At 41.7% G+C, this 22327-nt stretch carries 27 protein-coding genes and 3 tRNA genes; 17 read left to right on the plus strand and 13 right to left on the minus strand.

The window, feature by feature from the left end:
• Nucleotides 1–5 precede the first annotated feature (5 nt).
• The 6 genes from glmM (at nt 6) to infB (ending at nt 4419) form a co-directional block, all read left to right on the plus strand.
• Nucleotides 6–1352, plus strand: coding sequence for a phosphoglucosamine mutase (glmM, locus tag SU86_RS01565; RefSeq protein WP_048189033.1), 1347 nt, complete (start codon nt 6–8; stop codon nt 1350–1352).
• A 63-nt stretch (nt 1353–1415) separates the two neighbouring features.
• Nucleotides 1416–1793: a 50S ribosomal protein L7Ae gene (gene rpl7ae / locus SU86_RS01570; RefSeq protein ID WP_048186970.1), complete on the plus strand. Its 378-nt coding sequence runs from the start codon at nt 1416–1418 to the stop codon at nt 1791–1793.
• Nucleotides 1793–2008 (plus strand): 30S ribosomal protein S28e, encoded by a 216-nt coding sequence (locus SU86_RS01575; protein ID WP_048186971.1) that lies wholly within the window; start codon nt 1793–1795, stop codon nt 2006–2008. Before rpl7ae ends, SU86_RS01575 begins: the two co-directional genes overlap by 1 nt.
• A gap of 4 nt (nt 2009–2012) precedes the next feature.
• Nucleotides 2013–2213 (plus strand): 50S ribosomal protein L24e, encoded by a 201-nt coding sequence (locus tag SU86_RS01580; protein ID WP_048186972.1) that lies wholly within the window; start codon nt 2013–2015, stop codon nt 2211–2213.
• Nucleotides 2214–2226: 13 nt separating this feature from the next.
• Entirely contained in the window at nt 2227–2628 is a 402-nt protein-coding gene (ndk, locus tag SU86_RS01585; protein ID WP_048186973.1) for a nucleoside-diphosphate kinase, read from the plus strand.
• 6 nt (nt 2629–2634) lie between these two features.
• Nucleotides 2635–4419, plus strand: coding sequence for a translation initiation factor IF-2 (gene infB, locus SU86_RS01590; RefSeq protein WP_082096063.1), 1785 nt, complete (start codon nt 2635–2637; stop codon nt 4417–4419).
• On the opposite strand, the gene trxA is transcribed toward infB, so the two are convergent.
• Entirely contained in the window at nt 4410–4811 is a 402-nt protein-coding gene (gene trxA / locus SU86_RS01595; RefSeq protein ID WP_048186974.1) for a thioredoxin, read from the minus strand. The two genes, infB and trxA, sit on opposite strands and share 10 nt — an antisense overlap.
• A gap of 31 nt (nt 4812–4842) precedes the next feature.
• Nucleotides 4843–5259 carry an archease gene (locus SU86_RS01600; protein WP_048189036.1) on the minus strand — a complete coding sequence of 139 codons (417 nt, stop codon included), beginning with the start codon at nt 5257–5259 and terminating at the stop codon, nt 4843–4845.
• An 88-nt stretch (nt 5260–5347) separates the two neighbouring features.
• Here SU86_RS01600 and hisS point away from each other — a divergent pair, with 88 nt between their 5' ends.
• Entirely contained in the window at nt 5348–6619 is a 1272-nt protein-coding gene (hisS, locus tag SU86_RS01605; protein WP_048186975.1) for a histidine--tRNA ligase, read from the plus strand.
• Here the strand turns inward: hisS and SU86_RS01610 are convergent.
• Nucleotides 6609–7274, minus strand: coding sequence for a translation initiation factor IF-6 (locus SU86_RS01610; RefSeq protein ID WP_048186976.1), 666 nt, complete (start codon nt 7272–7274; stop codon nt 6609–6611). The two genes, hisS and SU86_RS01610, sit on opposite strands and share 11 nt — an antisense overlap.
• A 146-nt stretch (nt 7275–7420) precedes the next feature.
• Between SU86_RS01610 and SU86_RS01615 the strand changes: the two genes are divergently transcribed.
• Both SU86_RS01615 and SU86_RS01620 read left to right on the plus strand, forming a co-directional pair.
• On the plus strand, nt 7421–7954 hold the full coding sequence (locus tag SU86_RS01615; RefSeq protein WP_048186977.1) for a 4Fe-4S dicluster domain-containing protein: 534 nt from the start codon (nt 7421–7423) through the stop codon (nt 7952–7954).
• A 74-nt stretch (nt 7955–8028) separates the two neighbouring features.
• A tRNA-Ser gene (locus SU86_RS01620) sits at nt 8029–8112 on the plus strand.
• A 1-nt stretch (nt 8113) separates the two neighbouring features.
• Here the strand turns inward: SU86_RS01620 and SU86_RS01625 are convergent.
• Nucleotides 8114–9067 (minus strand): replication factor C small subunit, encoded by a 954-nt coding sequence (locus tag SU86_RS01625; protein ID WP_048186978.1) that lies wholly within the window; start codon nt 9065–9067, stop codon nt 8114–8116.
• Between the two features lie 119 nt (nt 9068–9186).
• On the opposite strand from SU86_RS01625, the gene SU86_RS01630 reads away from it, so the two are divergent.
• From SU86_RS01630 to SU86_RS01650, 5 genes are read left to right on the plus strand one after another with little or no spacing between them, the layout of a single operon-like run.
• Entirely contained in the window at nt 9187–9699 is a 513-nt protein-coding gene (locus tag SU86_RS01630; RefSeq protein WP_048186979.1) for a DNA replication complex GINS family protein, read from the plus strand.
• Nucleotides 9696–11771 carry a minichromosome maintenance protein MCM gene (locus SU86_RS01635; protein WP_048186980.1) on the plus strand — a complete coding sequence of 692 codons (2076 nt, stop codon included), beginning with the start codon at nt 9696–9698 and terminating at the stop codon, nt 11769–11771. Before SU86_RS01630 ends, SU86_RS01635 begins: the two co-directional genes overlap by 4 nt.
• Entirely contained in the window at nt 11768–13894 is a 2127-nt protein-coding gene (locus SU86_RS01640) for a DEAD/DEAH box helicase (RefSeq protein ID WP_048186981.1), read from the plus strand. Before SU86_RS01635 ends, SU86_RS01640 begins: the two co-directional genes overlap by 4 nt.
• Nucleotides 13895–14908, plus strand: coding sequence for an MraY family glycosyltransferase (locus SU86_RS01645; protein ID WP_048186982.1), 1014 nt, complete (start codon nt 13895–13897; stop codon nt 14906–14908).
• Entirely contained in the window at nt 14893–15129 is a 237-nt protein-coding gene (locus SU86_RS01650) for a hypothetical protein (protein ID WP_320408993.1), read from the plus strand. Before SU86_RS01645 ends, SU86_RS01650 begins: the two co-directional genes overlap by 16 nt.
• Here SU86_RS01650 and SU86_RS01655 read toward each other — a convergent pair.
• From SU86_RS01655 to SU86_RS01685, 7 genes are all read right to left on the minus strand, one after another.
• Nucleotides 15126–15599: an acyltransferase gene (locus tag SU86_RS01655; protein WP_048186983.1), complete on the minus strand. Its 474-nt coding sequence runs from the start codon at nt 15597–15599 to the stop codon at nt 15126–15128. The two genes, SU86_RS01650 and SU86_RS01655, sit on opposite strands and share 4 nt — an antisense overlap.
• Nucleotide 15600: 1 nt before the next feature.
• Nucleotides 15601–15870 (minus strand): Trm112 family protein, encoded by a 270-nt coding sequence (locus SU86_RS01660; protein ID WP_048186984.1) that lies wholly within the window; start codon nt 15868–15870, stop codon nt 15601–15603.
• On the minus strand, nt 15867–16802 hold the full coding sequence (locus tag SU86_RS01665; protein ID WP_048186985.1) for a Gfo/Idh/MocA family protein: 936 nt from the start codon (nt 16800–16802) through the stop codon (nt 15867–15869). Before SU86_RS01665 ends, SU86_RS01660 begins: the two co-directional genes overlap by 4 nt.
• A gap of 1 nt (nt 16803) precedes the next feature.
• Nucleotides 16804–17721: a branched-chain amino acid transaminase gene (locus tag SU86_RS01670; RefSeq protein ID WP_048186986.1), complete on the minus strand. Its 918-nt coding sequence runs from the start codon at nt 17719–17721 to the stop codon at nt 16804–16806.
• 26 nt (nt 17722–17747) lie between these two features.
• Nucleotides 17748–18347, minus strand: a complete 600-nt coding sequence (locus tag SU86_RS01675) for a hypothetical protein (RefSeq protein ID WP_148550717.1) — start codon at nt 18345–18347, stop codon at nt 17748–17750.
• A 34-nt stretch (nt 18348–18381) separates the two neighbouring features.
• Nucleotides 18382–18455 (minus strand) — tRNA-Pro (locus SU86_RS01680).
• Nucleotides 18456–18491: 36 nt separating this feature from the next.
• Complete coding sequence (locus SU86_RS01685; RefSeq protein ID WP_048189039.1) at nt 18492–19334, minus strand: ferredoxin--NADP reductase; 843 nt, start codon at nt 19332–19334, stop codon at nt 18492–18494.
• Between the two features lie 126 nt (nt 19335–19460).
• On the opposite strand from SU86_RS01685, the gene SU86_RS01690 reads away from it, so the two are divergent.
• Nucleotides 19461–19534, plus strand: a tRNA-Ala gene (locus SU86_RS01690).
• A gap of 1 nt (nt 19535) precedes the next feature.
• Here SU86_RS01690 and SU86_RS01695 read toward each other — a convergent pair.
• Entirely contained in the window at nt 19536–20087 is a 552-nt protein-coding gene (locus SU86_RS01695) for a HEAT repeat domain-containing protein (protein ID WP_048186988.1), read from the minus strand.
• An 85-nt stretch (nt 20088–20172) separates the two neighbouring features.
• On the opposite strand from SU86_RS01695, the gene SU86_RS01700 reads away from it, so the two are divergent.
• Entirely contained in the window at nt 20173–20460 is a 288-nt protein-coding gene (locus SU86_RS01700; protein WP_048186989.1) for an AlbA family DNA/RNA-binding protein, read from the plus strand.
• Between the two features lie 27 nt (nt 20461–20487).
• On the opposite strand, the gene SU86_RS01705 is transcribed toward SU86_RS01700, so the two are convergent.
• The gene (locus SU86_RS01705; protein ID WP_082096073.1) at nt 20488–21348 is read right to left on the minus strand and encodes an isocitrate lyase/PEP mutase family protein; all 861 of its coding nucleotides are present in this window, start codon (nt 21346–21348) and stop codon (nt 20488–20490) included.
• Nucleotides 21349–21463: 115 nt separating this feature from the next.
• Between SU86_RS01705 and SU86_RS01710 the strand changes: the two genes are divergently transcribed.
• Nucleotides 21464–22243, plus strand: coding sequence for a hypothetical protein (locus SU86_RS01710; protein WP_048186991.1), 780 nt, complete (start codon nt 21464–21466; stop codon nt 22241–22243).
• Nucleotides 22244–22327: the final 84 nt, after the last annotated feature.

Below are 22327 nucleotides of genomic sequence, written 5' to 3' on the forward strand. Positions count from 1 at the left end.
AATCAATGGGCAAGCTTTTTGGAACAAACGGAGTCCGTGGCGTCTTTGGCAAAGACTTTACCTTGCAGTTTGTCCATGATCTGACGCTTTCACTTGCTGCTTATTTCAAGAAAGGTCCGATTCTTGTAGGATATGACGGTCGTGATTCCAGCCCAATACTTGCCAAGGTAATATGCTCTACCCTGAATTATTCTGGACTTGATTGCAATCTTGGTGGTCTTGTGCCGACGCCTGCACTGGAATATGCTACAAAAAAGCTTGGCTATTCAGGCGGAATAATGATTACTGCATCTCACAACCCACCACAATACAACGGAATCAAACCCGTGGCAAGTGATGGAGTCGAGATCTCACGAGAAGACGAGACAAAAATTGAGCAGATCTACTTTGAGAAAAAATGGCCCAAATTCAAAAAAATTGGCAAAACAGGAACAGAATCAAGAGTAATTTCGACATACATTAATGGAATAAAGTCGCAAGTAAACCACAAAAAAATAAGATCAAAAAAACTTACAGTTGTGCTAGATTTGGGAAATGGAGCACAGGCAGCAGCTGCACCAAACCTGTGCAAAACCCTTGGATGCAGAACATTTCTGATTAATGAAAAAATTGACGGTCAGTTTTCAGGACGGGGATCAGAGCCAACACCACAAAACCTGCAAAAACTATCCAAAACAGTTCTAAAAACAAAGGCAGCACTTGGCATTGCATTTGATGGTGATGGTGATCGCAGCATATTTTGTGACAACCAAGGAAAAATCCTAACGGGTGACAAGTCCGCATTATTGTTGGCAAATCACATTCTAAACAAACATCCAAAATCCAAAGTAGTGACCTGCCTTAATTCAAGCTCGGCCATTGAAGAACTAGCGGCAAAAACAAAATCCAAAGTAATTCGCACAAAGGTCGGAAGCGTAGAAGTATCGAGAAAAATGGTGCCTCAAAAAGCATTGATCGGATTTGAGGAAAATGGCGGATTCATGTATGGCAAGCACAACCAAGTTCGCGATGGTGCAATGACACTTGCATTGGCACTGGATCTTTTGGCAGGCTCTGGTAAATCCATGACGGATGAAATCACTTCCATACCAAAATCATACACTACAAAGGACAAGATTTCTTGCACAAAAGAGCAAGCAACAAAAATCATCAATGCACTCAAAAAGGAACACAAAAACTATGACACAACCGATGGCATCAAGATGATCTTTGATGATAAGAATTGGGTAATGATTAGGCCAAGTGGGACCGAGCCGATTGCTCGAATCTATGCAGAGGCCGACTCGCAACAAAGACTGGAGCAGACAATGTCAAAATATATCAAAAAAATCAAGTCCATGCTTGTCAGCTGATAACACTAATAAGGCGATTCCAAACGACTGAAGGAATGGAGATGATCCCTACGGGTGATTTAATTGGGTAAAGCTTACTATGTAAAATTCGAGACACCAGCTGATCTTGTAAATCCAATTCTGGAAGCAGTCAGAGTTGCATCAAGCAGCGGCAAAGTCAGAAAAGGCACCAATGAGGCAACCAAAGCCATTGAGCGCGGAATAAGCAAACTCATAGTTATTGCAGAAGATGTAGAGCCACCAGAGGTGGTAGCACATCTTCCAATTATCTGTGAAGAGCAAAACGCCGCATATGCATTTGTCCCATCAAAGCAAGAGCTTGGAAAAGCACTAGGCATTGACGTGACTTCTGCAGCAGCTGCAATCTTGGATGCTGGCGACGCAAACCACATTGTCGAAGAAGTAGTAGCTTCAATTAAGAAACTTAAAGGTGGCAATTAGTGAGCACTCCCCAAACTGACGAAGTAGTGCCAGCCGAAGTAATACAACTGGTTGGCAAGACCGGCATTGCGGGAGAGATCACTCAAGTGCGCGTTAAGGTTCTTGGAGGCAGAGACAAGGGTCGCATCTTGACAAGAAATGTCAAGGGCTCCGTTAGAATGTCTGATACTTTGATGCTCCGAGAGACAGAACGCGAGGCCAAAAAAATTAGGTGATTAAATGAGTCTAATCGTTAAACCATGCAGTTTTTGTGACAGACCAGTAGCAAAGGGCTCTGGTACCATGCTTGTCAAAAATGACGGCACAGTACTGTGGTTTTGCTCACCAAAATGCAAAAAGAACATGTTGGTACTGAAGCGAGACCCAAGAACTCTAAAGTGGACCAAGAAATACCAAAAGGGCGGAATTATCAAGAAATAATTTCTGAAACAAATTGAGCGAACAAACATTATTCATAGTAAAACCAGATGCAGTAGCTAGAAAACTAGTGGGACAGATCATTGCAAGATTTGAGACAAAAGGATTCAAGATTCTAAAGCTCAAAATGTTCACATTTTCAAAAACACAAGCGCAGGAATTCTATGCAGTGCACAATACAAAACCATTCTTTGGCGAGCTGGTCGATTTTATCACATCCGGTCCAGTTGTAGTGGCAGTAATAGAAGGAAACAATGCAGTTGCAACTACTAGAATCTTGGTTGGCGCCACCAAATCATACGAGGCAGCACCAGGCTCAATTCGAGGTGACTTTGGCCTTGGAATCTCTGATAATATCATTCACGCATCTGACTCTAAAGAAAATTTTGAAAAGGAAGCAAAGGTAGTGTTCGAGTGAGCAGCGTTGCGAATTCGACAGCCAATTGTGGCCGTTTTGGGCCATGTAGATTCTGGTAAGACATCACTATTAGATAAAATCCGAGGAACGGGTGTTCAAGGAAGAGAGGCAGGAGGAATCACACAACACATTGGAGCAAGTTTTCTGCCAACTGATACCATCAAAAAGATGTGCGGACAATTATACACACAACTAACAAAGACAGAGCACGAAGTTCCTGGGCTTTTGGTAATTGACACACCAGGCCACGAGGTCTTTACAAATCTTCGAACCCGTGGAGGATCGGCTGCAGACATTGCCATACTGGTAGTTGATACGAATAGGGGATTTCAGCCGCAAACAAACGAGTCTCTAAAAATCTTACAGGCAAGAAAGGTTCCATTTGTTGTAGCATTAAACAAAGTTGATATGATATCTGGCTGGAAACCAGCAGACACACCATACGTTTCACTGGCAATAAAAAAACAGGACCAGTTCATCCAGACAATGCTTGATGAGCAGCTCTACAATGTTGTTGGAACTTTATCCATTCTTGGATTTCAGTCCGAGGCATTCTATCGAGTAAAGGATTTTGGAAAGGAAGTATCAATTGTTCCAGTCAGTGCAAGGACTGGTGTTGGCATACCAGAACTGCTAACGGTACTAGTTGGCCTGACACAACAGTACATGCAAAAAAGACTGGAACAAGAAGAAAAGCAGAGTCGGGGAATCATACTAGAAGTAAACGATGAGGTTGGACTTGGCACCACTGCAAACATGATCCTAATTGATGGTGTGATCAAAAAAGGCGACTCGGTAGTAGTGGCAAAGCGTGATTCCGTAATTGTGACAAAGCCAAAGGCGCTACTCTTACCAAAACCATTAGATGAGATGCGGGATCCTCGAGACAAATTCAAGCCAGTAGACCAAGTAGAGGCAGCCGCTGGAATCAAGATTGCATCACCTGATCTGGAAGGAGTCTTGCCTGGCAGTACACTGTATGTCACAAGTGACGAGTCCAAAATAGAGGAATTCAAAAAAATAATTGAGTCTGAGATGAAATCGGTCTTTGTAAACACCGAAACAAACGGTGTCATACTAAAATGCGATACAATTGGCTCACTTGAGGCACTAACCGAGATGCTCAGGCGCCAGCAGGTTCCAGTCGCAAAGGCCGACATTGGCCATGTAAACCGACGTGATGTAATGGAGGCAAAGGCCATAAAGGAAAACGACAGGCACCTCGGCGTTATTTTGGCATTTAATGTAAAGACACTGCCAGACGCACAAGAAGAGGCAGAAAACAGCCACATCAAAGTATTCAACGATCAGGTGATCTACAGTCTGATTGACACCTACACTTTATGGGTAGATGAGGACACTGCAAATGAGGACAATGCGGTATTTGCAGAGCTTACTCCAATCTGTAAATTCACGTTCCTCAAAGGCTACATTTTCAGAAACAGCAATCCCGCAGTGTTTGGCATACGTGTAGATGTCGGCAAGGTAAGGCAAAAAATCAACATCATGAATGCTGATGGCAAAAAAATTGGCAAGGTTCACCAGCTACAAGATGGCAAAAAATCAATCGATGTTGCAACACAGGGCCAAGAAGTCGCATGTTCCATCCAAGATGCAACAATCGGCCGCCAAATCGCAGAAGAAGATGTATTTTATTCGATGTTAAATTCACGTGAGGCAAAAATAATCCTGGAAAAATACCTGCACAAGCTGAGCCCTGAGCAGCAAACAACATTTAATGAAATTGTTGCAATACAGAGAAAAAAAGACGCATCCTACGGCTACGTCTGATACTTTTTTGCAACCATGTGGATTCCTGGCTCGCCTACTGCGCCCATCATTCGCTCTACTTGCTTTCCGTCCTTGAACATTATAAAAGTCGGAATTGCCTGAACACCAAACTTCATGGAAATGTCTTGATTCTGATCAACATTTACCCGGGCAAACTTGATGTGGCGATATTTTTTTGCCATTCTATCAAATATTGGATGCATCATTTTACATGGTCCGCACCATTCTGCCCAAAAATCAACTAGGACCAATCCCTGCGATGTCACACCATCAAAGTTAGCAGAATTGAGATCCAGTACCTGAACCTGGCTTTGTGCAATAGATTCTTGTTGCCGCTGGAGCATTTCTGCAAGTTTTTTTTGCTTTATTTTTTCCAGCTCAGGATCTTCCATAGAATGTAATCTTTGCTTGAAATATTAATTTCTAGAGGTCTAGCAGGTATTTCATGTAGATAGTATCGCCCTGTTTTACTTCCATCTCATGAAATGTTGGCGCCTTTATCTCTACTTTGAAGTGGTGTTTTTTGATGTCTATTTGCTCACCCCAAAACCTTGCTAAAATTTTGTATTCTGCATTTTTCTCTATATTTACGGTGATTCTTTTTGCTGCAAACCCATCAGTTATGGTAAGTATGATCAGTTCTTCAAGCCAGTTGTACAACAAATAACTGAGATCCTTGCCGGATACTTCGAGTGTTTTTTCCTCTTTTTCCTCTATGGTATTGACATCCAAAATTGTCTCTATTACCGATTTTGCTGCAATGACAAACGCTTCTTCCAAGTTTGGTGCAGTCACTTCAAAAATTGCATCTGTTGCATGCTCTAGACTCTTGTAGCTCAACTGGTACAAGTTGAATTTTCTATTATTAATAGATGACAAAATGATTCAGAGCAACATCTAAATCTATTAACACGAAAGTTTTTCCAAGTTGAATCTGCCAAGGGGAATGAAGGATTTTGAATCAGCCGAGCAGTCAAAAATTGAATTTGTAAGACAAAAATTTCTTGAAACCTCAAAATCATTTGGCTTTCATTTTATGTCCCCATCTCCACTAGAGATGGTATCGGTAATTGAGGCAAAGAGCGGACCTGCAATACGCGATGAGATCTATTTTTTCAAAGACAAAGGAGACAGAGAAATAGCACTGCGTTTTGATTTCACTGTCGGCCTGACTAGATTTGTAGTTGAGCAAAAATCACTAAAAATGCCTGCAAAGATTTCTGCATTTGGTGGTGTGTGGAGGTATGATGAGCCACAAAAGGGACGATACCGATACTTTCACCAATGGGACTTGGAAGTATATGGCAAGCCAAGCCTTGAATCCGATGCAGAAATAATTGAATTCACATCAAAGTTTTTCTCAAAACTAAATTTGCAAAACATAACAATTGATATCTCACATAGAAAGCTAGTCGAGGCTGTTGTAGAAAAGATCTTTGAATCCACAGATCCTAAAACAATTGGAGATATTTTCCGTGCAATTGATAAAATCCAGAAAAAGAAAAAAGACGAGATCATATCAGAATACACACAAAAAGGATACGCAAAAGAAAAACTGGAACAAATTCTTGAATTCTCCAAAGTAAAAGGCTCACCTGAGAGCGTAGAATCTACCTTTGATGTATCCAAAATTGCTGCGTGGACTGAGCTAAAAGAACTGTTTGTGTCTCTGAAAAACCGCGGTGTGACAAACATTCGAATCAATTTTGGTATTGTTCGCGGACTGGATTATTACTCGGGAGTTGTTTTTGAGGCATTTGATACCTCATCCGAAGTGGGTGCACTGGTGGGTGGCGGTAGGTATGATAGCCTACCAAAGGCGTTTGGACGAGATGACATTGGAGCAACCGGCGTTGCGGGCGGCGTTGAGCGAATTATTCTATCATTAGAAGCCCAAGGACTCCAAACCACACAAACAACAAATCAAATCTCTGTTTTGTTTGTAAATGACGAAATGGCAAAACCTGCAATGAGTATAGCATCCAAGCTTCGAGACCAAGGATTGGAAATTGAAATCGATCTTGTTGGAAGGTCATTTAAAAAACAAATGGAAAATGCATCCAATTCCAAATTTGCAATCATCATAGCCCCAAAGGAGTTTTCAGCAGGCCAAGTAATCATAAAAAACATGTCTGATGGCAAAGAAGCCACCTCACAAATAGAATCACTGCTTTCTAATCCGAAATCATTTATTCAGTAAATGCACGTGTGAGCATCATTATTTCAGGACCGTTTGTTAGATGTCCTACAACTACTGCCTTGTTGTTTGCCAAAATGCCAGATGCAATGTATGGGATTCCACCGTTTATGGTTGCAGGCTCTAGCTTTACTTTTAGGACATCAGAAATTGATTTGATGTCTTCCTCGTCTGTTTCCGGATGGATTATTCCGCCAATATTATTTGCGCAAACCATCACTCCTGCTTGGTGATATCCAGCAATTTTTTTCTGGATTGCCTCAACTCCAAGCGTGTCCTCTATTGTTTTTACCATCTCGGCTGGAATTTTTGGAGATACAATTGCACCTTTGTCATTTGCAGCAATTAGATTTCCTAGTGCATTGTGTTTTGTATCTAGAACTGCAACATTTAGCTTGGTTGATTTTTTCATAAAGTCTATTTCCCACTGCGAGCACAGGCTGGGCAGCAATATCCCAGTATTGTTCATGACCATCATTATGCCAATAACACGTGTACTTGCAACCGATGTATACAGATGTTGTACCTTGAGGTATTCAGCTAACGTATCTGCCTTTGTGTCTGCAAATCCATTTGGCAAAAAAAGAAAATTATCATTTACCTTGCTGTAAATGCCGATGTTTGGGCTCCTATACACATCATATTTGTAAATATCCAACTATCAATTTTGTAATCAAAAAGATATGAACGTAAAGGTGCGATCACACCGTAAACAGTGTTATAATTTTACAGATCCCGCAAATTCATAATTTAGTTTCCACTAATTTTGTTTAGATTTAAATAACATTCCGTCAGACCAGTCGTATGCCAATAGATGAGCATTTCCCACAAGGACTAAAACCAATTGGAAAAATTCTCCACAGTGACGGTGAGCACTATCACTTCATGTGGGGTCCGGGTAGAAGCGATGCTGAATGTTTCAGTGATGAAGCAGTAATCTCAGCATATGCAGCTCGCGGTGAAACACAAGTTCCATTGGGAGTTAGTGGTACAATGGTCGCAGTCGACTGGGATTCTTGTGTAGCAGATGGCGCATGCATTGAAGCTTGCCCAGTACAAGTTTTCCAGTGGTACAGAACTGAGATGGATATTCCAGCAAAAGATGTTGTTGGAAAGACATTTGCAGGTACTGGATCTTCAGAAAAAGAACACCGCTTGGACAAAACCGACAAGGCAGATCCAATCAGAGAACATGATTGCATCTGGTGCATGGCTTGCGTTTCAGTTTGCCCACCTCTAGCTATCAAGGTTGATCAATCAAACTTGGAGCACCATGAGAAGGCAGCAGGAACTTTCATGAACCTTAAAGGCGGAGAAAATCCACACGCACACGACTAAAGAAAAACAACTTTTTTCTTTTCTTTTTGATTTTTACTTAAACAAATTTTAAGCAGTTCTTTTCATCGAATTTTGCAGAGGTCGCCTAGCTCGGTAGGGCGCGGGCCTTGAGAGCCTGTGTGCGCAAGCATCCGGGGGTTCAAATCCCTCTCTCTGCGCTTATTTTCCAAACTTGCTCAGCTCTGCCAATAGTGCAGAAAGCTGAATCTCTGGATTTGCACCAGACAAAATTCTAAAATCGTATTTTGCGATTGTCTCTGATATTTCCACGATGTTTGCCTGCTTTGTTCTATACATTGCTTCATTGATGTATTTGAGAAAATCCGATTCCGACATGCCGTAGACTTTGATCAGCTCAATCATCTTGTTTCTGGCATCAAGTATCTTTCCTGCAAGTGCCATCTTGAGCACCTCATCCACATCCTTGGTCTTTGTCAGTCCGGCAGATGCCTTGACGTTTTCTTCAGTTATTGCACCAAGACTTGCGGTTGCCTGCAATAGGTTGATTGCATGTCTTAGGTCGCCTTCGGTATAGTCATAGATTGCCTTGAGGCCTTCTTCGTCTGACTTGATTTTCTCCTTTTTTGCAATCTCTTTTATCTGCACAATTACGTCTTTTTCGGCAATTCTTGTAAACTTGAATACTGCGCATCTGCTCTGGATTGGCTCTATTATCTTTGAGACATTATTTGCAATGAGGATAAATCGACATGTCTTTGCGGTGTCCTCTATGATTCTACGCAGGGCAGTCTGAGCATCCGAGGTCATCTCATCGGCTTCATCCAAAATTATTATCTTAAATGGGATATTACTATCGAGGCCTGCAAATCTGGAGAATTTTTTGACTCGCTCCCTTACCATCCCGATTCCACGCTCATCTGATGCATTTAGCTCAAGCGTGTATTCCTTCCAACCATCTCCTAGGATTTGCCTGCACAGACAAATCGCAAGTGTTGTCTTGCCAACTCCCGCCGATCCGGAAAACAACAAGTGCGGAATCTCTGAGACATTTTTTAATAATGATGTTAGGCTTCCTACGATTTCTTTTTGGTTTACCAGATCCGTTATTTTCTGCGGGCGGTATTTTTCAACCCACATTATGGAATCTGTCATTGATAAATCTTGGATTGCATTATTAATAAATCACGCCTGAGGATCAAATGATCAAAGCTATTTGTAAACACTATTGATCGATCGTATCCATTAAATCCTTGAATCAAGTTTGATAACCATTGAAAATAAACGAGCTTTTGCAGGTATACACGATAGGTTATGGCGTAGAGGACGTAAAGACTGTCATAAATCATGACTTTAAGATTAATGTCTCAAATGTTGTAATGACTGGCAAACAAGGTGAGGTCATCAACATGCCGCGCTGGATTGCACAAACTCTCGAATCGGAAACACATGCAGAAATTCAAGAACAAGACATGGGAATAGAGCTAACACAATCAATATCAAAAGAAAACTTTCAAGGTGAAGAACTATCACACCTAGAGCCAGACTTTTACATCAAAGTAAAAGGCTACATGGCAAGGCAATCTGAAAAAGAACGTGACAAACTCGAATCCCTATTGAACACATTAATCCGAAAAAGACTTGGCAAGCTAATACCACGTGCAAATTCCATGGAACTGACTGCAGATCTGGCAAAAAAACTATCCATTGAGGAGCGCTCTTTGTATAATGTAATTCACAAGCACAGCACCGAGTTCCTAGAACAAATCTTTGGTGATAACAAATGACACTAGAAACCCAGTCCAGAAGCGCAACAATTGATCAGGTTCAGCACTTTTTGTCCTCATTTAAGGACAAGTCTGGCGCGTTCCAGTATGTAGAAGAAATCGACCGAATGATGGCAAAGCAGGCAAAGTTCATCGTAGTTGACTACAACGACATTGTATCCCACAAAGACATTGAGATAAAATTCAACCTAGAGCCCGACGAGATACTGTATGCATTTTCAGGCGCAATCAAAAACATCCTAGAAGAGAGATTTCCAGATTATGCAACAAAAATCTCAGATGATATTCGAGTAAGGATTGCAAACTATCCAATTCAGAGAAGCCTCAGACAAATCAATGCCGAAGTAATTGGCAAGATGACCTCGGTTTCCGGCATGGTGGTGCGCTCCTCTGAGGTAAAACCATTGGCAAAAAACGTGGTATACAAATGTCCAGAAGGCCACACAACTGAGGTTCCACTGGAGCGAGGCCTCAACATTTACACCCCAAGCAAATGCTCTACTGAAAAATGTGCACACCGTGACATCCGACTAGATCCAGAGCAAAGCAAGTTCATCGACTTTCAGATAATCCGTCTGCAAGAGCTTCCAGAGGATCTTCCGCCAGGACAGCTTCCTCACTATGTTGATGTGACAATAAAGCAGGACTTGGTGGATAATGCGCGCCCTGGAGATAGAATAATTCTTACTGGTATAGTTCGAATCGAACAAGAACAAATCACAGGAACTCGAGTCAACAGTGGACTACACCGATTAAGAATAGAGGGTAATAACATCGAGTTTTTGGGCGGCCGTGGAGGCAAGAATTCCAGACGATCAGAGCGAGAAGAGATCTCGCCGGAAGAAGAAAAAATAATCAAATCACTCGCAAGAAACACCGATGTTTATGAGCGCCTGATAAACTCGTTTGCACCACACATTCAGGGCCATGCGATCATCAAGGAATCCATTTTACTGTTGATGGTTGGCGCCATGCAAAGGGTGATGAGCGATGGCACAAAGATCAGAGGAGACATTAACGTATTTCTGGTAGGAGATCCAGGTACTGCAAAATCCGAGATGCTCAAGTTTTGTGCAAGACTTGCGCCAAGAGGTCTGTATACATCCGGTAGAGGTTCCACCGCAGCAGGCCTAACTGCAGCCGTGGTTAGGGACAAGACCGGAATTATGATGTTAGAGGCAGGTGCCGTGGTCTTGGGCGACCAAGGACTGGTATGCATTGACGAGTTTGACAAGATGAAGCCAGAAGACCGAAGTGCACTACACGAGGTAATGGAGCAACAGTCAGCAAGTATAGCAAAGGGTGGTATTGTGGCTACCCTAAACGCGAGAACCTCGATTCTAGCTGCGGCAAACCCAATGTATGGAAAATACGATCCATTCAAAAATATCACAGAAAACGTAGCATTACCAATTCCATTATTGACAAGATTTGATCTCATCTTTGTTGTAAGAGATATACCATCAAAAGAAAAAGACCGAAACATAGCACAGCACATCATTGGATTGCACAAAAAATCCACAACCGACACTAGATCACTAATCGATCCTGATATTTTTACAAAGTATCTGGCATATTGCAAAAAATCGGATCCTACACTGACCTCAGAGGCAGAAGAAAAAATTCTTGATTATTATCTAAAGATGAGAAATGTCGAGTCCGAAGAAATGATCACAGTAACCCCAAGACAGCTTGGTGGACTGATAAGACTTGCAACTGCAAGAGCAAGACTGCTCATGAAGGACCAAGTCGAGGCCGAAGATGCAGAACGTGCGATATTTCTGATTCAAAGCATGCTAGAAGATGCGGGAGTTGATGTCAATACTGGTAAAGTAGACCTTGGAGTGTTGCAGGGCAGACCCCACAGCGAGGTATCAAAACTGCAACTCTTCATGGACGTCTTAAAATCCCTTGAAGGTGACAGCAAAACACCAGTTGAAGAAAAACTCTTTGTAAAAGAGCTAACCAAGACTGCCAAGTTTACAGAAGAAGAGGCAAGGAACTTTATTCGAAGAATGCTCCGGGAAGCATCAATTTATGAATCCAAGCCTGGTCACTATAATCGTGTATGAAAATAGCGGACCTTGAACTACCAATTTCTGCACAAGATCTTTTAGCTGAGCAAAACATAACAAAACTCTATCCTCCACAGGCAGATGCAGTAAAGGCAGGGCTCTTGGAGGGGCAAAACATTCTGGTTGCAGCCCCTACCGCTAGCGGAAAAACACTCGTTGCGATGCTTGCAATGATGCGATTTTTGAGCACAAAACAAGGCAAAGTAGTCTATCTGACACCACTTCGAGCGCTTGCTGCGGAAAAGTTCTCTGAATTCAAAAAGATGGAAAAAATCGACCTTGGAAGAAAGATCAAGGCCGCAATCTCAACTGGCGACTTTGACTCAGTAGACAAGGAATCTGAAAGTGCAGACATTGTTGTTTTGACCAATGAAAAGATGGATTCCATAATCCGGCATGGGGTGGACTGGATTGATAAAATTGGCCTAGTGATAGCAGACGAGGTTCACCTGATCGGCGATAAGGATCGTGGTCCTACACTTGAAGTTATTCTAACAAAACTAAAGGAGCTTGAATCAAAGCCACAAATTGTAGGTCTGTCTGCAACCATAACAAATTCTGATCAACTCTCAGAATGGCTTGGCTGCAAGTTAGTATTGAGTGATTGGAGACCGGTTCCACTAACCGAGGGAGTCTTTGATGGCGGATCTGTTTTGTGGAACAATGGTGACTCCAATGAAATCGAGTCCAGCATACGTGGCCCGCCAATAGATCTGTGCCTTGATACAATAAAAAATGGAGGCCAATCATTGGTCTTTGCAGAAACAAGGACACGATCCGCATCGCTTGCTGCAAAGGGATCTGATGCAGTATTAAAATTTCTGACAGATTCTGAGAAAAAATACCTAGAGGAAATATCACAAAAAATCCTAGACAACAACGAGCATACTGATCTGATAAAAACACTGTCCACACTATTAAAAAAAGGAGTTGGGTTTCATCATGCGGGCCTAAACCAAAACTGCCGAGAAATAATAGAAACGGAATTCAGAAATGGTAAGATCAAGCTCTTGGCATCAACACCGACTCTAGCAGCAGGAGTGAATCTTCCTGCAAGACGCGTTGTCATATCGAGCATTGCAAGGTATGATGTAAAGGAAGGCACAAACAAGCCAATTAGCATTCTAGAATACAAGCAGCTTTGCGGAAGGGCTGGAAGGCCGCAATATGACAAGTTTGGTGAGGCAATAATCGTTGGTAATTCAAATGCCTCAGACCTCATAGAGTATTACATCAATGGAACACCAGAGCCGATCGAATCCCAGCTTACAGATGACAAGGCACTGCGAATACACATACTGAGTCATGTGGTGTCAAATCCAGGAATAAAAGATGAGCAGATCTTTGAGTTTTTCCAAAAAACCTTGGCAGGACTGCAAACAAGAAAAAACACACTAAAATTCTCAATAGAGATTGCAAAAAAATTCCTAATCCGAGAGAATCTCATCGTACAAAAAGCAGAAAGATTTGCAGCGACAGAGTTTGGCAAAAAAGTATCAATGCTGTATATCGACCCAATCACTGCGATTTACTTTAAGCGAGGCCTAGAAGCAGTTTCTGAAAATAAAAGACACACGTTAGGATTTTTACATCTTGTCTCAAGTTGTGAGGAGTTTTTCCCCAAGTTTTCCCTTCGAAACAAGGACTATGAGACGCTTGGGACACTAATTGAGAACAAATCGTCTGAGCTGATTGAATCCATATCGGAATATGATTGCTCAAGGAGTCTTTTGGCACTACATTCTTGGATATCTGAATCATCGGAAATCCATCTTTCTGATAACCTTGGAATCGAATCAGGGGATATGCACCGAATGGCAGATACTGCTGACTGGCTTGTGTACTGTTTGTATGAGCTTGCAAAACTCGTCGATAGGGCAGATCTACTAGAGGAGCTTGACACCATACGCAAAAGAATCGCATATGGAATCAAAGAAGAGCTAGTGGAATTGGTCAAAGTTCGCGGAATTGGGCGTGTGCGTGCAAGAAAACTGTACGATCATGGAATCAAGACAATCGAGGATCTGCATACAATCCCAATCAACAAGCTGGCAGAGATTGATAAAATCGGCCCAACCATTGCAGATAATATTAAATCCCAACTCAAAAAAGTGAGATAATTGCAAGACTATATCATTGCAGGGCTGGTTTCATCGGCAATTGCGTTCTTTGTTGTTTTTGGCCTAGTCCCACCACTGATAAAATCCCTGAGTAAAAAAAATTGGGCAGTAAAAGACGTAAACCGAATAGGTGGTGCAATGGTCCCAAGGCCTGGCGGTCCTGTAATTCTTGCCGGAATAATCATATCTGAGATATCTCTCTATTTTCTTTTGCCACAACAAATCAACACAAGAGGGCTTGCTGCGCTTTTGATTACTACATCGATTGCATTTGTTGTCGGCTTTATCGATGATAGAAGAGTAATGAGTGGGTGGTTCAAGCCGCTTGCCTTGGTGGGTGCAGCAATACCAATCGTAGCTCTTGGCGCATACGAGCCAAATCTAGCATTCCCGTTATTTGGCGAGGTGAAAATTCCCGCATTATATCTAGGATTGATACTATTCATGATTCCAATTACAGGAAACACGATTAACTCCATTGATGTGATGAATGGGATTGCAAGTGGATTCATGATGATCGCATCTTTTTCTCTTGCAATTGTTTTGTTTATTTTGCAAAATTACACCGTTGCGATAATGACGCTGCCCATTGCGTTTGCATCGCTTGCGTTTTATCGATACCACAAGTTTCCGGCCAGAATATTTCCAGGTGACTCTGGGGCGTTAGTCCTTGGAGCGGCATATGGGGCAATTGCGATAATTGGACGCGTCGAGGTGATTGCAGCAATTGCACTCTTGCCGGCAATAATCAACTCGTTTTTGTTCCTGTCCAGCGTAAAGAGAATCGTTGAGCACAGGCAGGTCAAGGGACCTACCACACATACCGATGATCATAAAATCACTACAACCAAGGAATCCGATGCACCAATCACACTGGTGAGGCTAATTGTTGCAAGCAAGCCGCTTACCGAAAAACAGATTGGCTTTACCATATTCAAGCTGGCAATATTCTCAGGAATTCTAGCAATCATTACTGCCATTATTTCAGGAGTGCAAATTTGGCCCAGCTCTTGATTTTTGCATTCATTGGAATAATGTGGGTACTGATCCTTGCAGGTGGTGGGATACTAGTAACACTAGTCTCAAAAATCTCAGTTTCTGGATATGGCGATCATCTGGACTTTTTCATTGCATCTATAATCAAGGCAGCGATTGCTTTGGTATTGGTGGTGTTCTGGGTTTTGGTTCTAACTAAACTGAAAAACAAGATATTTCAAAAACAGATCAGGGCCTAAGACTTCCATTTTGCCTGTTTTTTGTCATACTCTGATCTGGTGTATTTTACTTTGGCAGGAACGCCAATTACCACCATGTCATCTGGAACGTCCTTTGTTACGACTGCTCCCATCGCAACAACACTGTTTTTCCCAACTGTTACTCCTGCCTTTATGACTGCACGAGATCCAATGATGGCTCCATCCTTTATGGTGACTCCAATCATTTTCTGACTTGGCGGATATGGATCATTTGTTAGGGAAACCGATGGGCCAATGAAGACATTTTTACCAATTCTTGAAAGCGGTGGGATGTAGACAAGCCCCTCTATCATGGTGTTCTCACCAATCTCAACATTATAGTCAATGTGTGAAAGTGAGCCTATCTTTACATTATCACCAAGCGTGGTGTTGTCTCCAACATATGCAAAATGCCAAATCTTGACATTTTTGCCAATTTTTGCCTTTTCTGATACGAAATTGGTTACCAAACTACAGATGCCATGGATTTGCGTCTTTAATTATTTTCTGGGGCAGTGTTTTATTGTTCTTCTCCAAAAATGCAATGTCCTGCTTTTTGTCTCGCAGCTCATCCGGCAGCATTATTGGAATCTCTTCTATAATGGGATAGAATCTGGAGCATTTTGAGCAAAACAGAGCACCCTCCAAAACTACCTCTTGTTTTGATTGCGTTTCGTATAATTCCAAAGGAAATTGCTTGTCAATTGGACATACGAGCATGTCCATCATTTTTTTGTTCATTTTAGATCTAGGTAGATTGGAACTCCTTTTTGGCTAGATAATAATGCTGCTTCTGCTATTTTTGTTACATTTACTGCCTCTTCTGCCCGTACCCTTGGTGTGGTCTTTGATTTTACCGCATCTAAGAATGCCTTGATCTCTACTGTGAGTGGTTCTTGTTTTTCTTTTCTTGGTATTTCAGAGCCTTGGTCTTTTTCAATTTTGACTTCTTGTGTTACAAAATCCCCAGAGATTATCCCATCTGTACACACTGCATTAAAGTGCCTCACTCGGGATGGTGTTATCCAGTTTGATGATATCACTGCTACCTTGTTGTCTTTAAAGCCGAGCATGATTGTCGCAAAGTCTTCATGGTCATGTCTTATTTTGCCAGACCTTGCAAACACTACCTGAGGAGTATCATCAAAGAGCCACATTGCAGTATCAATGTCGTGAACAGATGTGTCATAAATGATTCCGACATCTTTGATGTGAAGTGGCATTCTGTTTTCTCGGTGAAATTCTAACATGATGAGCTCACCGTATTTTTTTGATCTTACAAATTCCTTTACTGTTTCAACTGCTGGATTGAATCGCTCAATATAGCCACATGTTAGTATGACATCATTTTTTTTGGCAAGCTCTGATAGTTTGAGTCCCTCGTCAGATTTGTAAGTCATTGGCTTTTCCACAAATACTGATTTTTTTCTCTGGATTATTTTTGTGGCAATATCAAAATGAGTAATTGTTGGTGTGCAAACAAAGACTGCGTCAATTTCCTCAGAATCCAACATCGTATCAAGTGAAGTGTAGTGGTTTACTCCGTATTTTTGCGCAGTCTCTTTTGCTCTGACTTGGTCTGCATCACAGACTGCAACCAGTGCTCCAAGCTGGGATAAGACTCTGGCGTGGTTTTTGCCCCACCCACCGACTCCTATTTGTGCTACTTTCAAGCTAATACACCGGCGTTAGCCAGTTGAAATATTTGTCGTTTTTTGCAGATACTATATCCAAATATGAAGAAACAACCTCTTTTGTGACAATTCCGGGTCTACCAGAGCCAATTTTTTTACCATCAATGCTTGTTACTGGAGTTATCTCCGCAGCGGTTCCAGTGAGGAATACTTCGTCTGCCAAATAGATCTCACTGCGCGTGATGGTCTTTTCTGCAATGTTATAGTCTAGGTCTTGCGCAATCTGCATCACAGAGTCGCGTGTTATTCCCTCTAGCGCAGATGATTCTAGCGGTGGTGTCATGAGAGTATTATTTTTTACAACAAAAATATTCTCGCCCGGCGCCTCACTCACATTTCCGTGCAAGTCTAACAAGATTGCCTCATCGTAGCCATTTCTTTTGCATTCCTGGGTTGCCAAAATAGAGTTCAGATAGTTTCCGCCCATCTTTGCAAGAGGTGGAGTGGATTGGTCACTGAATTTTCTCCAAGACGATATGCCTGCACTAATTCCATTCTTATCAAACAAATCGCCAAACGGGAACATGAATGCAGCAACATGGGTTGGGGCGCTTTCATTTACGTGCAAATTGATTCCATATTGCCCAACAAAGTAAAATGGTCTGATGTAGCAAGACTTTTTCATCTTGTTTTTCTTGCACAGTCCAATCATCGCATTAGCTATGTCTTTGTTGGAATAATTTAGTGAAATTGAGTAAAATCTTCCCGACTGGCGGAATCTTTTGATGTGGTCGTCTAGTCTGAAGATGTAGAGGTTTTTTCCATTCCAATATGCACGGATTCCCTCAAAGATGGATGTTCCATAATGAATCGCATGTGTGGTGATTGGAACATTTGCCTTGCTTAGTGGAATGAACTTGCCATCAAACCAAACAAATTCAGAAATGTCAAATTTCATAGCCTGTTTTCAAATATGGCATTAATCTATCTTGTCTTGAGGCCGGCCTTTGGGAACTTCATTCCGGCAATTCGTGTGGTCATGTCTTGGGAGTTTGCATATTTTTCTATAGTATTCCAGTTTTCCTCAATTATTTTTGCAACCTGTTCTGGAACATCTTCTTTCCAATTGCTCTGGTTTCCCTTTACGGATTCGTATAGTTTGTCTTTGACAGATGATGCAGAGATTGCCTTTCTTGTGCCTATTCGCGGATTGAGTCTGTATGCTTTGAGCATCAGTCCCTCTGTTTTATCGCCAGTGTATGTGTAATAGTCTTTGTCTACTCCGCTCAGAATTTGAGCGCGCAGTTTCCATGAATATGGCGATATGATCGGAGGAAAATATCTGTAGAATGGTGCGTGAAATGTATAGTTTGATGAAACTCGAATGGAATCGCCAAATACCGACACTAGCATTTTCTTTCGTATTTCATAGCTAAACGGGAAGCTCTTGCTGTTAATCTCTGTACCATCATCCAAAAAAACAACCGGCATCACTATGACATTGTCTTTTTTCAGATCGTTGATGATTTCCACATGTGCGTTTGTTAATGGATTTAGATGTGCAAGATAGATTGCAACGCTCAAACGAATTGAGTACTTTTTGGCTCTATTTCAAATGTGGGGACGATGGGACTTGAACCCATGATCTCCAGCGCCCGAGGCTGGCAGTATACCAAGCTAACCTACGTCCCCGATGCTGGGACAAAACCAAACAATATTACTTTTGAGTTATCCGTATGATTCGTATTTGACTTCAAAGCCGCCGTCTGAGCGCTTGTTTCTTTCCGTGACAAATCCTTTTGCGGAAAGATAATCCATGCAACCATCGATTGTTCCCTGCCAGCCACAAATGTAAAACATCGTGTTCTGCGGAGTTACTCGCTCGCCAATCATTTGCTCTAGTGGTGATGGCTCCCCATCCTTTGATCTTAGAAATGTCTCTACTCTTCCTGTCTGTCCGCTCCAAGAACGATTGAACCATTCCTGCGGTCGGCTAATTGCTGCTCTGTATCTAAAGTTCCACTTGTCGCGTCCCTTGTCAATGCTTTCCATTTCTAGATTGGTGAAAAGCTCCTTGTAGCTAAGCTCATCAATATAGCTAGCGCCATGTAGTGCTACTATCTCTCTTTTATCGCCTGTTGCATGGAGATGTTGTGCAAAGCTCACAAATGGTGCAATGCCGGTTCCTCCGCCAAGGCAAATGATTCTGCGCTCATCTTTCTCACCGCTTGGAAGTTTATCATTAATTAGTAATGCCGCGCCTGTTGGCTTTATCCAAGTTATTTCGTCTCCTTCTTTTGCATTAAACAATTGAGTCGTGAGTCTTCCGGGAAGTGGCTTTCTTACCCAACGTATTACAAGCTCGATGTATTTTTTGTTCTCTGGGTGTGATGCAATGGAATATGCTCTTCTGATTACTTTGCCCTCACTTGGTACATTCATCCCAATTGTCAAAAACTGTCCTGCCTTGTATTCTGGGATTACTCCGTCATTTGGAACTAGTCTGAAAATTGCTAGGTCTTCTTTTAGTAATTGAACATAAGTAATGGTCGCCTTGTTTTCTACTACCACATCAAGACCTGTCACATGACGGTTAAATATTTTATGTTAAATGATAATCAAATTTCTTTTCTCCAGCTAAACGTTAATAATCAATCTGAAAACTTGAAAGACGACCAGATCTATTTCTGGTTTTGTGGGCCGGTCGTCTAGACTGGTAGGATACGCCCTTGGCATGGGTGAGATCGAGGGTTCAAATCCCTCCCGGTCCACTTACAAATTATTTCTGGCAAAAACCACAAGCCTGCTTATCTCAGGATCGCTCTGTTTTGCAAGCACGTCTAGTTTTGATATTAGGATCTTGTCCTTGATGTCTATTGCGGACTTGATTGCACTTTTTATGACTTCAATGTTGGGATCATCTAGGCATTTTTGTATTGCAAAAGATGCCTCGACTGCTCTTAAATAACCCAAAGCCCCCACCGCACAAGAGCGCACCATCGCACTCTGATCCTCGGTAAGCTGAATGATTCTTGAAATTGCTTTTCTCTCGTTTCTGTTTGCCAAGGCAAGGGCGCAATAACCACGAATGTTCTTGTCTTTGCTTTTTAGGCCTTCCAGCAAAGCCTCCGATATGTCATTCTCATTTAATAGCAAGGCGCTAAACACTTCACCTCTTATCTCAATGTCCTCATCTCCTAGTCCTGAAACTATTATCTCAAGGGCTTTGGGATCCGTCATGTATGATGCTGATTCTATGATTTTGATTTTTTCTTCCTTTGAGCCAATCTGCATGGTTTTTCTGATCTGCTCAAGCAAAGTCATTCTTTTTGTGTTGGGTATAGTTAATAAGAAATTTTTGAATAATTTCGTTTTTAGCTTTAAATTATCGATGTGTGTCTAGGAGGGCATGTCCGAAAACAGAGACGTAATTTTCATTGGCAAGAAGCCATTGATGGCGTATGTAACATCTACGCTTATTCAATTAGCTAATCTTCCATCAGTGCATATCAAAGCCAGAGGACTAAGCATTGGACGTGCAGTGGATGTAGCACAAATCATCTCGCGCAAAACCGAAAATGCAGGATACTCTATTGGCCAAATAAAGATAGGCTCTGAACAACTCGAATCCAAAGACGGCAAGTCACGAAACGTATCCACGATAGAAATCGAAGTAAAGAGAAACACTTCATCTTAGAGTGTTTCTTTACTTGGACTTTTTTATTTATTCACGCTTGTAACGATTCTCAAGATTTCGAAATTTTGATAATTCTACTATGTCATTGAATTCATCAAAGCTTACAACGTTTTTCCTAAGTTTTGCAGTCGTGCCTGATTTTTTTAGCTCCTTTAGGATGGCAAGTGATGCATACGTGTTTGCATACAGGACAGAAAGCGGATACAAGATTATCTTAAAGCCCATTTTATGCAACTGCTTTGCGGAAAGAACAGGTGTCGCCCCGCCCTCTATCATGTTTGCAACAAGCGGCGCTTTGATCTCTTTGCCAATTTTCCTCATCTCGTCTATTGATCTTGGGGCTTCAACAAACACTGCATCCGCACCAATTTTTTTGTAATGTTTGGCTCGCTCTATTGCCTCATCTAACCCCTTTGTGGCACGCGCATCTGTTCTTGCAACTATGATAAAGTCCTTGTTCTTTTTGGCATCGACTGCCGCTTGTAGCTTTTCGGAATATTCCTCTTTTTCAATGACCTCTTTTCCTGCCATGTGGCCGCATCTTTTTGGCCATCTCTGATCCTCAAGAAAGATTCCAGAAGCACCGGCTGCCTGTAGTTCATTTACAAGCTTCCAAACACTAAGTGCATTTCCATAACCAGTATCGGAATCAACTATTACTGGAACGGAAACTGCCCTGCATATTCTTCTAGCATTTTCTAGAGTTTCGGTTGCTCCGATGAATCCATAGTCTGGCATTCCAAATAATGTGGCGGAAGTGCCATAACCAGTTTGAAACATTGCCTCAAATCCAATCTTTTGCGCAATTTTTGCTCCGATTGCGTCATAAACACCAGGAATAACAAGCGGCTTTGTTGGGTCGTTGATTAACTGCTTTAGCGTTTTCAACAAAAAACATGGTGGACTTTGTTATTTATGAATAGCTCCGTACTTTGGAATGGTAACTATACTGTAATCCTTATTCTACATAGGATTTAATATCTCCAGAATCGACAAAAAATCAATGACCAAGCTATTACAAGTATTGATTGCAGCAGGAATACTTTCAATCTCATTGTTTACAGCTAATGTGTATGCATCCGAAAATGCGAACTGTAGCAGAGACTGCGAAGCACCAACCTTAGGTGTTACCGACAGTGGACAACGAGTAATTGACAATGGAATTGCAATTAATGGCAGAACATTTGAGGTAAATCACCAAATTCAAACAAATCCGACGATGACAATTACCACGGGTAATACTGCAAAGGTAAAACTCATGATATATGAAAATGACGGAGTTAGCGAACTAAGACATGCCTCAATAGCAATAACTGACTATCAAGACGACAAAAACCAAAACGACAAAGTCCTGATCTCATTTGACCATGACTTTACTGGAGCCCAGTCATTTGATGTTGTGGATCCAGATGGATTTGTAAAGGACGTAAATGTCAAGGCAACACAACTTGACCAATGGCGTACCGAAGTCATTTATTCATTCAAAGCAGTAAAACCATTTGACACATCTTCACTAGTTGTTGAAATGTGGGATGAAGAGAGAAGCTCAAGAAGTAACGTCTTTCTTAATGCCATCAAAGCAACCGGAGATGAAGTAGTTGAATATGTTCCTGTACAGTCACCATATGTTCCACCACCATTACAACAAGTAAATGATGGAACTGCTCCACAAGACGTAGAATGCAGACAAGGTCTGGAATTAGTAATCCGCGTAACTGGCCAACCGGCATGCGTTTACCCATTCACTGCTGATACATTGAGAGCATGGGGATTGGTTGAATAAATAATTCAAAACCATTTTCCTTTTTGATTTTTTATTATATTCTGGTACAATCTACTGTTTTATGATCATATTCTAATTACATAG

The organism is Candidatus Nitrosotenuis cloacae (genome assembly GCF_000955905.1).
GTDB lineage: Archaea > Thermoproteota > Nitrososphaeria > Nitrososphaerales > Nitrosopumilaceae > Nitrosotenuis > Nitrosotenuis cloacae.